Annotated in this window: 8 protein-coding genes; 4 read left to right on the top strand and 4 right to left on the bottom strand. The window is 72.1% G+C overall.

All coding sequences use genetic code 11. The features are described 5' to 3' along the window. The first annotated feature begins 1 nt into the window (after position 1). Entirely contained in the window at positions 2-238 is a 237-nt protein-coding gene (locus BT364_RS06215) for a hypothetical protein (RefSeq protein WP_072484062.1), read from the top strand. A gap of 104 nt (positions 239-342) precedes the next feature. Here BT364_RS06215 and BT364_RS06210 read toward each other — a convergent pair whose 3' ends face one another. Both BT364_RS06210 and BT364_RS06205 read right to left on the bottom strand, forming a co-directional pair. Next, positions 343-3,585, bottom strand: coding sequence for a tetratricopeptide repeat protein (locus tag BT364_RS06210; protein ID WP_072484061.1), 3,243 nt, complete (start codon positions 3,583-3,585; stop codon positions 343-345). 251 nt (positions 3,586-3,836) lie between these two features. After that, on the bottom strand, positions 3,837-4,403 hold the full coding sequence (locus BT364_RS06205) for a Uma2 family endonuclease (protein WP_072484060.1): 567 nt from the start codon (positions 4,401-4,403) through the stop codon (positions 3,837-3,839). 341 nt (positions 4,404-4,744) lie between these two features. Between BT364_RS06205 and BT364_RS06200 the strand changes: the two genes are divergently transcribed. Then, positions 4,745-6,766, top strand: coding sequence for a thioredoxin domain-containing protein (locus BT364_RS06200; protein WP_072484059.1), 2,022 nt, complete (start codon positions 4,745-4,747; stop codon positions 6,764-6,766). Positions 6,767-6,772: 6 nt separating this feature from the next. Here BT364_RS06200 and BT364_RS06195 read toward each other — a convergent pair whose 3' ends face one another. Beyond that, positions 6,773-7,405 carry a TetR/AcrR family transcriptional regulator gene (locus tag BT364_RS06195; RefSeq protein ID WP_072484206.1) on the bottom strand — a complete coding sequence of 211 codons (633 nt, stop codon included), beginning with the start codon at positions 7,403-7,405 and terminating at the stop codon, positions 6,773-6,775. 53 nt (positions 7,406-7,458) lie between these two features. Continuing rightward, positions 7,459-8,157 (bottom strand): PAQR family membrane homeostasis protein TrhA, encoded by a 699-nt coding sequence (gene trhA / locus BT364_RS06190; RefSeq protein ID WP_072484058.1) that lies wholly within the window; start codon positions 8,155-8,157, stop codon positions 7,459-7,461. Positions 8,158-8,369: 212 nt separating this feature from the next. On the opposite strand from trhA, the gene BT364_RS06185 reads away from it, so the two are divergent. Beyond that, a complete protein-coding gene (locus BT364_RS06185) occupies positions 8,370-10,193 on the top strand; it encodes a phosphoenolpyruvate carboxykinase (GTP) (RefSeq protein ID WP_072484057.1) in 1,824 nt (607 codons plus the stop codon). Between the two features lie 298 nt (positions 10,194-10,491). Beyond that, positions 10,492-12,234, top strand: coding sequence for an Ig-like domain repeat protein (locus BT364_RS06180; protein WP_256259600.1), 1,743 nt, complete (start codon positions 10,492-10,494; stop codon positions 12,232-12,234). Positions 12,235-12,305 lie beyond the last annotated feature (71 nt).

The following is a 12,305-nucleotide window of genomic DNA, read 5'->3' as shown; positions in this document are numbered from 1 at the left end:
TATGTACGCGACCCAGGCACTGACCGACCTCGTTCCGCTTGCCGATGAGCTCGACAAGAACAAGGTGACCCCCGGCGTTCTCGGCTTCATCGTCTTCGCGGCGCTCGCCGTAGGCGTGTGGCTGCTGATGAAGTCCATGAACCGGCACATGGGCAAGGTCGACTTCGAGGAGGCCCCGGACCCGGACGCGGTGGCGGTTGAAGCCACCGCCGGGGCGGGCTCCGCGAAGCGGAAGTAGCAACAGAGACAGGAAGGGGGCGGGGCGGCCCCGGGACGTTCCGGAGCCGCCCCGCGCCCGGCGTCGGTCCGGCCGGTCCGTGGCCGGCCGGACCCGACAGACTCTCAGTCGCCGGACGGGGTGTACCCGGCCGGGACCGGTACGCCCATGACCTCCCGGGCATGGCGTGTCGGCGTCATGCCCAGGCGCCATGCCTGCCAGCCGTCCTCCAGGTCCACGCCGCGGTTCAGTACCACCGTGTACGCCTCCGCGCAGTCCTCCAGCTTGCCGTCGCGCGCCGGGTGCCCGGCCCCCAGCAGCTCGGCCAGCTCCTGCTGCGCCACCGCCGTGCCCACCTCGCTGCCGCCCGGCGACGCGTAGGGCAGCAGCGTGCAGCGCAGGAAGCGGGCCCAGTCCGCGCCCCGCGCGTCCCCGTACGAGTCGAACAGCTCCACCGCCTCGCCGCACAGCTCCAGCGCCTGCGGGGCCCGGTTGTTGCCCGCGTCGATCAGGGCCAGCTCCAGACAGGTCCACGCCTCGCCGTGGGCGACCCCGATGCGCCGGAAGTCGGCGCGGGCGTCCACCAGGAGCTGGCGGGCGAAACCGGAGTTGCGCAGGTTCCCGGTCTGGGCCGCCCGCTGGTCACGGGTGACCCGGCCCGAGTGGTGGCGGGCGCAGGCCAGCCCGTACACGTCCCGCATCCGGGAGAACATCGTGCGGGCCCGCTCCAGCTGCCGGACCGCCCGGTCGGTGTCGCCGCTCTCCTCCAGGGCCTGGCCCAGGTAGAACAGCGTCCACGCCTCGCCGCGCGCGTCCTCGTTGTCCCGGTGGCGGGCCAGCGCCCGGTCCAGCTGCTCCACGGCCGGGGCCGGGTCGCCGTCCAGGAGCCGGGCGCGGGCCAGCTGGGTCAGCGCCCACGCCTCGCCCCGCTCGTCACGGGTACTGCCGTACAGCTCCAGGGCCCGGCGCAGCGCGTCCTCGGCCCGCTCCACCTCGCCCATCCGCAGCAGGGTCTGGCCGAGCTGGAACCGGGTCCACGCCTCGCCGTGCAGCGACTCGCCCTCCCGGTGCAGGGCCAGCGCGGTGTCCAGCAGGGTCAGCGCCTCCGCGATCCGGGCCCGGTCGCGCTCGACGGCCGCCAGCGCGTGCATCGACCAGGCCCGGTCCTCCGCCTGCTCCTCGGAGGACTGCAGCTCGATCGCCTCGCGCAGCCGCGCCGACGCCTCGGTCAGATTGCCCTGGTGGTGCAGGGTGATGCCGAGCGAGCAGAGCGCCAGCGCCGTACCCGCCCCGTTCTGCGCCTCGCGGTACAGGCCGACGACCGAGGACAGGGTGGTCCGGGCCTTGTCCAGCTCACCGAGCTGACGGGCCGCGATGCCGGTGCGCCACTGCACGGACCGCTCCAGCAGCCCCTGGTCCACCGCCTGCGTCAACTCGCTGATCTCGCCCAGCCGGTAGAGGTCGCCGCGCAGCAGGCAGTAGTCGCACAGCGCGCCCAGCAGGTCCAGCACGGCGCCCTGGTCGACGCCCTCGGCGTGCCGCAGCGCGGAGGTGATGAAGCTCGACTCGTCGTCCAGCCAGCGCAGCGCCGAGTCCAGCGAACCGAAGCCGTGCGAGCCGAACTGCCCGGCCCGGGTGGACATCTTGCCGTCCACCATGCGGATCACCGCACCGGCCAGGTCCGCGTAGTTCCGGATCAGCCGCTCCTGCGCGGCGGTACGGTCCGCCACCTCCTCCTCGTCCCGCAGCCGGGCCAGGGCGAAGCCCCGTACGAGGTCGTGCAGCCGGTAGCGCGAGCCCCGTACATGGGTCAGCAGCCCGGCCCCGGACAGGTCCTTCAGCAGCCGCTCGGCCTCCTGCTCGTCGGCGGAGAGCAGCGCCGCCGCCGCGGCGGCGCCGAGGCTCGCCCGCCCGGCCAGCGCGAGCCGGCGCAGCAGTCGCCGAGCCTGCTCGGACTGGTCGGTGTAGCGCAGCCACAGCGCCCGCTCCACCGGGGCGGCCTGTCCGTACCCCGCGAGGCCGTCGGCCAGCGCGCCGCGGGTGCGGGACCCGAGCGAGGAGCCCGCGATCCGCAGCGCGAGCGGCAGCCCGCCGCACAGCTCGGCGACGGTGTCCGTGGCCCGGGCGTCGTACGGCCCCTCCTCCTCGGCCTGTGCCGCCTCGCGCAGCAACTCCTCCGCACCGGCCGCGTCCAGCGCCCCGACCGGCAGCCGGTGGACCCGGGCCGGGATGTCGTCCGGCAGCTCCAGGGGCTCGCGGGCGGTGACCAGGACAAGGCTGTCGGAACGCTCGGGGACCAGGGTGCGGACCTGCTCCGCGTCGCCCGCGTCGTCCAGGACGATCGTCACCGGGGTGCCGGTCAGATGCTGGTGGTAGAGCTCGCTCAGCCGCCGCACCTGCTGCTCGGCGGAGGCCCCTTTCCGGAACAGCAGCTGCTCGCGGGGCGCGCCCAGCCGGTTCAGCAGGTGCAGCAGCGCGTCCCGGGTCGCCAGCGGCGCCTCACCGGCCACATCGCCGCGCAGATCCACCACACAGGCGCCGCGGAACAGGTCCTTCAGGTCGCTTGCGGCCCGCACCGCGAGCGAGGTGCGCCCGGAGCCGGGCGTGCCGTGCAGGACGACGACGGTCGGTTTGGTCTCCGTCGACGCGCGGGCCTCCCGCACCCAGCGGGCGATCTGCTCCAGCTCGGCCCGCCGTCCCGCGAACGGCCCGTCGGAGGCGGGCAGATGGCCGAACGACTGCTCCAGCAGCGAGCGCGTACGGGCCGCCGCGCTGCGGTCCGTGCGGCGCGGCGACGGAGCGGTCCGCGACTGCGCCGGGACCTTCTTCGCCGGGGTGCGGGACGAGGCGGTGAGCATCCGCTGCTGGTCGATGAACGGGCGGATGCCCCGCACCTCAAGCGCCGCCAGCCACTGGCGCCGCAGCTGTTCGGTGCCGCCGGGCTGCCCCAGCGCGCCGGCCCGCCGGTGGGCGGCGGGCCAGTGGGACGCGGTGACCTTGGCGACGGTGGCGGTGGCCCCCGCGACCGCGACGACTGCGCCCGCGCCGAGCGCCGGCCCGGTCGCCGTACCGAAGGCGACATCCGCGCCGAAGGCGGCGACCGCGGCAACTCCCGTCACCAGCAGGGGAGTTCCCATCGCCGCCCGGCTGAACCGCTGCGACAGCGGCTGCGCCCCGGCCTCGGCCGCGTCCAGCGCCCGGAGATACGCGGCGTACTCGTCGGCCGCGGCGGCCGCCAGCGAATCCAGCGCCGCCCGCCCGCGCGCCGTCAGCGTGGCCGCGTCGGCACGCCCGCCCGAGCGGCGCACCTCTTCCTCCACGGCCCGTACCAACAGCCCTTCGGCTTCGGCCCGATGGCTGTCCCGCATGTGTGTCCCCCTCCGGATACGACGGATACGACGGTTGCTGCGGCGTCGGCCGGCATCGCCGCCCAGTCTCCTGCGTACGGCGCGTCAGCGCGAGAGAGTGATGCCATCAACCGGGGCCGAGAGAGGATGAGGCCATGCCGAATCGCCTGGACCATGAGACTGTCGGCATGCTGGAGGAGTAAGCGAGTTGCCACTGGTCCCAGTGCACTGGCTGAACCCGTAACCGCCGACCAGGTGTGATGCCAGAGGCGTCAGGTGGCTCCCAGGTCCACGGTGACGGAGAAGGGGGCGACAGCCTTGATCACGCCGGTGAACATTTCGCCGTCCCTGTAGGCCTTGGTGGCGGGGTCGAGAACGTAGGTGTAGACGATGGGGACACCGGTTGCGGCCTGTTCGATACGCCAGTAGAAGGGAATGCCGGCCTTGGCGTACTGGTCCACCTTCACGATTCGGTCGGTGGTCTCCGAGCCGGGCGATACGACCTCGACGACCAGGAGTACGTGTTCGGGGCGGGTGGGCGTGAGGTCGATGGTCTCTGCCCGGTAGACGATGACGTCCGGACGGCGGTTGGTGAGCGGAACGTCCTGCAGGCGGACGTCGAAGTCCGTGTCGGCGTTCCAGTCCGGGCCTGCGGCGGCGTCCAGGGCATTGGCCAGGATCCGGGCCAGCCGGTTGTGCCGCTTGGAGGCGCTCGGGCTCACGATGACCATCCCGTCCACGATCTCAATGCCGGCACACTGTTCCTCGGACCAGGAGTCGTACTGTTCGGCGCTGATCTGGGTGTGCATCCACGCGGGCGCCACCATCTCGGCGGTCATGGTGTGCCTCCTTCGAGGAGCCTCAACAGTTCCAGCGCTGCTGGGCTCAGCCTACTGTCCTGCGATGCCGAGGCGCCCGATTTCGGAAGAGCACGATTGCCTCCCCTGTCTGTCTCTTCTCTGTTGCGGCGCACCGGCAACCTGGGACCGGTGGGCCCTTGCCGGGTTCGTCGAAGCCCGCCCGGCGAGCCGTCCCAATTGAATGTTTGTCCCAAGTGAGTTGTGGCGAGTGGGGAGGCGGTCGTCCACCACGTGATGGCACGTAGGCACAGTTCGGCCAAGTGAGGCAGAGCCCGTGCGGGCCTCGCCGACGGGGTTGGGCATTGTGAGAGGCTGGGCGTATGAACCGGTTGGCTGGTGTGACCTCGCCGTATCTGCTTCAGCACGCTGACAATCCGGTCGACTGGTGGCCCTGGATGCCGGAGGCTTTCGAAGAGGCGCGGCGGCGCGATGTGCCCGTTCTGCTATCGGTCGGCTACTCGGCGTGTCACTGGTGCCATGTGATGGCCCACGAGTCCTTCGAGGACGACCGGGTCGCGGCCTATCTGAACGAGCACTTCGTCCCGGTGAAGGTCGACCGCGAGGAGCGGCCCGACGTCGACGCCGTGTACATGGAGGCCGTGCAGGCGGCGACCGGTCAGGGCGGCTGGCCGATGACCGTCTTCCTGACCGCCGACGCCGAACCCTTCTACTTCGGCACCTACTTCCCGCCCGAGCCCCGGCACGGCATGCCCTCCTTCCACCAGGTCCTCGAAGGCGTCTCGGCGGCCTGGACCGAGCGCCGGGACGAGGTCGCCGAGGTCGCCGGGCGCATCGTCCACGACCTCACCCGGCGCTCCCTCGTCCACGGCGGCGAGGGCCTGCCCGGCGAGGCGGAACTGGCGCAGGCGCTGCTCGGGCTCACCCGCGAGTACGACGAGAAGCACGGCGGATTCGGCGGGGCGCCCAAGTTCCCGCCGTCCATGACCATCGAGTTCCTGCTGCGGCACCATGCCCGCACCGGGGCCGAGGGCGCCCTCCAGATGGCCGTCGACACCTGCGCGGCGATGGCCCGGGGCGGGATGTACGACCAGCTCGGCGGGGGCTTCGCCCGCTACTCGGTGGACCGGGAGTGGGTCGTGCCCCACTTCGAGAAGATGCTCTACGACAACGCGCTGCTCTGCCGCGTGTACGCGCACCTGTGGCGGGCCACCGGCTCGGAAGAGGCCCGCCGGGTCGCCCTGGAGACCGCCGACTTCATGGTGCGCGAACTGCGCACCGCCGAGGGCGGTTTCGCCTCCGCGCTCGACGCGGACAGCGAGGACGGGACCGGGCGGCATGTCGAGGGCGCGTACTACGTGTGGACGCCCGAGCAGCTGCGGGAGGTCCTCGGCGAGGAGGACGCCGCCTTCGCCGCGGAGCACTTCGGGGTGACGTCGGAGGGCACCTTCGAGGAGGGCGCCTCGGTCCTGCAGCTGCCGCGGGCGGACGCCGGGGCGGACGCGGACCGGGTCGCCCGGGTGCGGACCGCGCTGCTGGCCGCCCGTGAGCTGCGCCCGCGCCCCGGCCGGGACGACAAGGTGGTCGCCGCCTGGAACGGTCTGGCGATCGCCGCGCTCGCCGAGACGGGGGCGTACTTCGACCGTCCCGACCTCGTCGAACGCGCCACCGAGGCGGCGGACCTGCTGGTACGGGTGCACATGGGTGACACCGCCCGGCTGGACCGTACGTCCAGGGACGGGCGGGCCGGCGGGCACGCAGGGGTGCTGGAGGACTACGGCGACGTGGCCGAGGGCTTCCTCGCCCTGGCCTCGGTCACCGGCGAGGGGGTCTGGCTGGAGTTCGCCGGCTTCCTGCTCGACATCGTGCTCCTGCACTTCACCGGCGAGGGCGGTCGGCTCTACGACACGGCGGACGACGCCGAGCAGCTCATCCGCCGCCCGCAGGACCCCACCGACAACGCGACTCCGGCGGGCTGGACGGCGGCGGCCGGGGCGCTGCTCTCGTACGCCGCGCACACAGGCTCCGAGGCCCACCGCACCGCCGCGGAGGGTGCGCTGGGTGTGGTGAAGGCGCTCGGGCCGCGGGTTCCCCGCTTCACCGGCTGGGGCCTCGCCGTCGCGGAGGCACTGCTCGACGGGCCGCGCGAGGCCGCGGTCGCCGGGCCGGTCGGCGGTGAGCTGCACCGTACGGCGCTGCTGGGCACGGCGCCGGGTGCGGTGGTGGCGGCGGGGGAGACGGGCGGGGCCGAGTTCCCGCTGCTGGCGGACCGGCCGATGGTGGGCGGGGCGCCCACGGCGTATGTGTGCAGGCACTTCGTGTGCGACGCGCCGACCACGGACGTGGCGGAGCTGGCGCGCGCTCTGGGGGGCGGCGGGGCCTGACGCCGGTCACAGCGCCGGGCCGCCCTCCAGCGTGTCCAGCGCCTCGTCGATCATCGCGACGAGGTCGCCCTTCTGGCCGTGTTCGCCCCAGTACAGCGTCACCTCGCGCAGAGCGCTCAGCACCGCCGCGACGAACACCCGGACCGCCAGGTCGTCGGGGGCGCGCCCGCTGCGGGCGGCGAGTACGCCGGCCAGCTCCTTCGCCGTGCCCGCCATGCTCTCCGCCATCCGGACCCGGATCGCGGGGACCTCCACCATCAGCCGGGTGCGCTGCCGCAGCTCCCGCTCCCCGGTGGCCAGGAAGGCGGCGAGCGTGCCGGTCAGCACCTGCCGGATCGACTCCAGCGGCGGCTCACCGGCCGGGCGGGCACGCAGGGCGGCGGCCAGGGCCTGGTCGTACTCGTCGGTGAGGACGATGTCCTCCTTGGCCGGGAAGTACCGGAAGACGGTGCTGGGCGACACCTCGGCCGCCTCCGCGATCTGCTCGACCGTCGTCGCGTCGTACCCCTGCTCCGCGATCAGCCGGTAGGTGGCCCGGCGGATCGCGGTCCGGGTCCTGAGCTTCTTCCGCTCGCGCAGTCCCAGCTGCGGAGGTGTTCCCGGAACGGAAACGGAAGGGGTACGGGAGGTGGCGGCCATGGTCGTCATTGTCGGGCATCGGCGGGCCGCCGGCACCGGTCGGGGAGCGGCGCTCAGTGGTGGTTGTAGGCCACCAGCGAGATGCCGACGTAGTGCACCACGAAGGCCGCCAGGGTCAGCGAGTGGAACACCTCGTGGAAGCCGAACCACCGCGGCGAGGGGTTGGGGCGCTTGATGCCGTAGATGACGCCGCCGGCGCTGTAGAGCAGCCCGCCGACGACGACCAGCACCAGCACGGCGATCCCGCCGGTCCGCATGAAGTCCGGCAGGAAGAAGACCGCGGCCCAGCCCATCGCCAGGTAGCAGGGCGTGTAGAGCCAGCGCGGGGCGCCGACCCAGAACACCCGGAAGGCGATGCCCGCGGCGGCGGCCGCCCAGACCGCCCACAGCAGCGGGGTCCCGGTGGACTCGGGGAGCAGCAGCAGGGTCAGCGGGGTGTAGGTGCCCGCGATGATCAGGAAGATGTTGGCGTGGTCGAGCCGGCGGAGCACCGCCTCGCCGCGCGGACCCCAGGTGCCCCGGTGGTAGAGCGCGCTCACCCCGAACAGCAGGCAGGCGGTCAGGGTGTAGATCCCGCAGGCGATCCGGCCGAGGGCGCTGTCCGTGAAGGCGATCAGCGCCACCCCCGCGACGATCACGGCGGGGAACATTCCGGCGTGCAGCCAGCCGCGCATCCGCGGCTTCGCCGGGACGGTTTCGGACTCGGCTGGTTCCAGCCCGGCGGACTCGGGCGCGGCGGCGGCAGCAGTCATTCCCGCATCGTACCTACGCGACCGTAGGTAACCGATACGAGTGGCAATGCTCACGTGTGCGCCCCCCTGGACATATGGGTGAAACGGTCGGATGATCAAATGAGTGCGGTCGGCACCGGATGAGCGCCAACGAGATTCGAAGGGGTCGAAGCATCCGGGTCGCAGCCCCCACGGGGCAACTACCAAACAGACACCCTCAACAAGGAGCGATCGTGGCGCGCGACATCGCGGCTCCCCTCACTGTCCCCACCGATCACCAGGAGCTCGTTTCCTGGGTGAACGAGATCGCAGCGATAACCGAGCCGGACCGGGTGGTCTGGTGCGACGGTTCCGAGGCCGAGTACGAGCGCCTGTGCGGGGAGCTCGTGGCCAAGGGCACGTTCACGAAGCTGGACGAGACCAAGCGCCCGAATTCGTACTACGCCGCGTCCGACCCGAGCGATGTCGCCCGCGTCGAGGACCGCACGTTCATCTGCTCCGAGAAGGAGGAGGACGCCGGTCCGACGAACCACTGGAAGGCCCCCGCCGAGATGCGGGAGATCTTCACGGGCGAGAAGGGTGTCTTCCGCGGCTCGATGCGCGGTCGCACGATGTACGTCGTCCCGTTCTGCATGGGCCCCGTCGGCTCCCCGCTCTCCGCGATCGGCGTCGAGATCACCGACTCCGCGTACGTCGCCGTCTCCATGCGCACCATGACCCGCATGGGACAGGCCGTCCTGGACGAGCTCGGCACCGACGGCTTCTTCGTCAAGGCCGTCCACACACTGGGCGCACCCCTGGAGGAGGGCCAGGAGGACGTTCCGTGGCCGTGCAACTCCACCAAGTACATCTCGCACTTCCCCGAGGACCGCGAGATCTGGTCCTACGGCTCCGGCTACGGCGGCAACGCCCTGCTCGGCAAGAAGTGCTACGCCCTGCGCATCGCCTCCGTCATGGCGCGTGACGAGGGCTGGCTCGCCGAGCACATGCTGATCCTCAAGCTCACCCCGCCGCAGGGCGAGGCGAAGTACGTTGCCGCCGCGTTCCCGAGCGCCTGCGGCAAGACCAACCTCGCCATGCTGGAGCCGACGATCCCCGGCTGGACCGTGGAGACCATCGGCGACGACATCGCCTGGATGCGCTTCGGCGAGGACGGCCAGCTGTACGCGATCAACCCCGAGGCGGGCTTCTTCGGCGTCGCGCCCGGCACCGGTGAGCACACCAACGCCAACGCGATGAAGACCATGTGGGGCAACTCCGTCTTCACCAACGTCGCGCTCACCGACGACGGCGACGTGTGGTGGGAGGGCATGACGGAGACCGCTCCGGCCCACCTCACCGACTGGAAGGGCAACGACTGGACGCCCGCGTCCGACACCCCGGCCGCCCACCCCAACGCCCGCTTCACCGTCCCGGCCGGCCAGTGCCCGATCATCGCGCCCGAGTGGGAGGACCCGAAGGGCGTGCCGATCTCGGCCATCCTCTTCGGCGGCCGCCGCGCCTCGGCCGTCCCGCTGGTCACCGAGTCCTTCACCTGGCAGCACGGCGTCTTCCTCGGGGCCAACGTGGCCTCCGAGAAGACCGCCGCCGCCGAGGGCAAGGTCGGCGAGCTGCGCCGCGACCCGTTCGCCATGCTGCCGTTCTGCGGCTACAACATGGGCGACTACATGAACCACTGGGTCAAGGTCGGCGCCGACAAGGACCAGGCCAAGCTCCCGAAGATCTACTACGTGAACTGGTTCCGCAAGAACGACGCGGGCAAGTTCGTGTGGCCCGGCTTCGGCGAGAACAGCCGCGTCCTGAAGTGGATCGTCGAGCGCCTCGACGGCAAGGCCGAGGGCGTCGAGTCCCCGATCGGCATCCTGCCGGCCAAGGGCTCCCTCGACACCGACGGCCTGGACCTCTCCGAGTCCGACCTGGACTTCCTCCTCAACGTCGACAAGGAGGTCTGGCGCGAGGAGGCGGCGCTGGTCCCCGAGCACCTCAACACCTTCGGCGACCACACGCCGAAGGAGCTGTGGGACGAGTACCGCGCGCTGGTCGAGCGCCTGGGCTGACGCCCCCAGGGCGCACCCCGCGCGGGTGCGCCCCGCACGCCCCGCGGCCGGGCTCTCGGACATCCGCCCTGACCTGTGGGGGTCAACAGCCCGCCGCGGTACGGCCCCCGGAATCCCCTCACGATTCCGGGGGCCTCCCCATGTTCCGCCCCGCGCCCCGTCCTTTTCCTGCCGGTTTCATGAAGAACGGCCCGGCATCGCCCGGCCCTTGCGCACGGCACCTCCACAAGATTCTATGTTCCTTCACATGTCTCCGGCTCGGTCGGCCGGGGACCAACCGAGCCTGTGGGGGACTCAGTTGAGAAGGAATCAGCACCGCATACGTATCGCGGCGACGCTCGCCGCGCTGACGCTCGGCACCGCCGGGCTCACCGCCCTCGCTCCGTCCGCCGCCCTCGCGGCCGACGGCCCGGTGCCCGGCGACACCGTGGCCAAGCTGCCGATCTCGTCGTACTCGGCGATGGTCGTCGACTCGGTGCACGAGCGGGTCTACATCACGGACGACCGCCGGAACCAGTACGCGAACCAGGTCCACGTCTACAACTTCCAGGGACAGAAGGTGGGTTCGCTGCCCACCGGCTCCGCACCCTCCGGGATGGCCCTGAGCGTGGACAGCGGCACGCTCTACGTCTCGCAGTCCTCGGGCATCCTCGCGTTCGACACCGCGACGCAGGAGCGTGCCGGTGTCACGTACACCGCGTACGACGTGCCCTGCCCGCGCGACATCGCCTTCGCGGGCGGCAAGGAATGGCACACCGAGACGCCGTACCTCACCACCGAATGCGACAACCGCCAGACCTGGCTGTACGGCACGGCGGGCAACCAGAGCACCGACACCGGATGGAACGCGGCGGGCCGGCTGCGGCTGACGAGCGGCCCCGAGGTCCCGGACCGCATCGTGATGGCGCAGACCCGCAGCACCGGCGAGGCCAACCCCTTCCTCACCACGCTCGACGCCGGCGGCGACACACTCGTGCGCGGCCCGGAGCGCCGGTTCGCGGACGCCGAGGGCCAAGGCGCCCTCGACATGAAGGACGTGGCGCAGTCCCCCGACGGCCGGCGGATCGCCGTCGCCGACGCCGCGTACGGGACCCGGCTCCTGGACGCCACCGACCTGTCCGACGCGCCGGCCGCGTACCAGCCGCTGCCGGAGGGGGCGAAGGCGTCCGCGGTCGCCTTCAGCGGCGACGGCACCTACATCGCGCGCGGCGCCGCCGCGACCGGGAGCACGGCCGACCTGCTCGTGCAGCCGGCCGACCCGGCGGCCGGTACGGCCCCGCTGGAATTCGCCTTCGAGGGTGCGCTCGACGGGGACCGGATCGCGCCGCGAGGGCTCGGCTGGTCGAAGGACGGCTCGCGTCTGTTCGCCGTCACCGCCAACACCTCCGGCAACGAGTTCTGGCTGCATGTCATCCAGCCCCCGGCCGCCCAGTACGACTCCCGCTTCACCGGCACGCTCTCCACCACCCCGGGCCGGCCCGTCGTCGGCGAACCGGTCGGGATCAGGGGCCGGCTGGAGCTGGACGGGCCCGCGCCCGCCGAACCGGTCAGGGTGACGGCGGTACGGCACGACGCGAACGGCGACCGCAGGCTCGCCCCCGTCGAGGTCGATGCCGACGGATCGTTCACCGTCCTCGACGTCCCGTCGGTGGTCGGCGACGCCACCTACACCGTCTCGTTCACCGGTGACATCACCCACCGCCCGGCCGAGGACACCGCGCTCACCGTCACGGTCGACAAGGCCCCGACCACCATCGCCCTCACCGCACCGGCGGAGGCGACGAAGAGCGCCGGGCTGACGATCACCGGCACCCTCACCGGTCAGGGGCGGGCGCTGCCCGCCGGGATCACGGTGTCCGTGGTGCGCACCGACCGGAAGGGCACCGGCACCCTGACCTCGGCCGCCGTCGCCGCCGACGGCACGTTCACCATCGACGACCTGCCCCGGGCCACCGGCCAGGTGACGTACGAGGTCGGCTACGCCGGTGACGCCCTGCACAGCGGCTCGACGGCGTCGGCGACGGTACGGGTGCGCGTCTGACGAGAGCCGTTCCGCCACGCACGTGTGCCGTGCCCCGATCACCCGGGGCACGGCACACTTCAGATGGATCC

It is taken from the genome of Streptomyces atratus (assembly GCF_900119365.1).
Lineage (GTDB): Bacteria > Actinomycetota > Actinomycetes > Streptomycetales > Streptomycetaceae > Streptomyces > Streptomyces atratus_B.
Note: the sequence above shows the minus strand (reverse complement) of the source record. Positions and strands in the feature narration are given on the sequence as shown.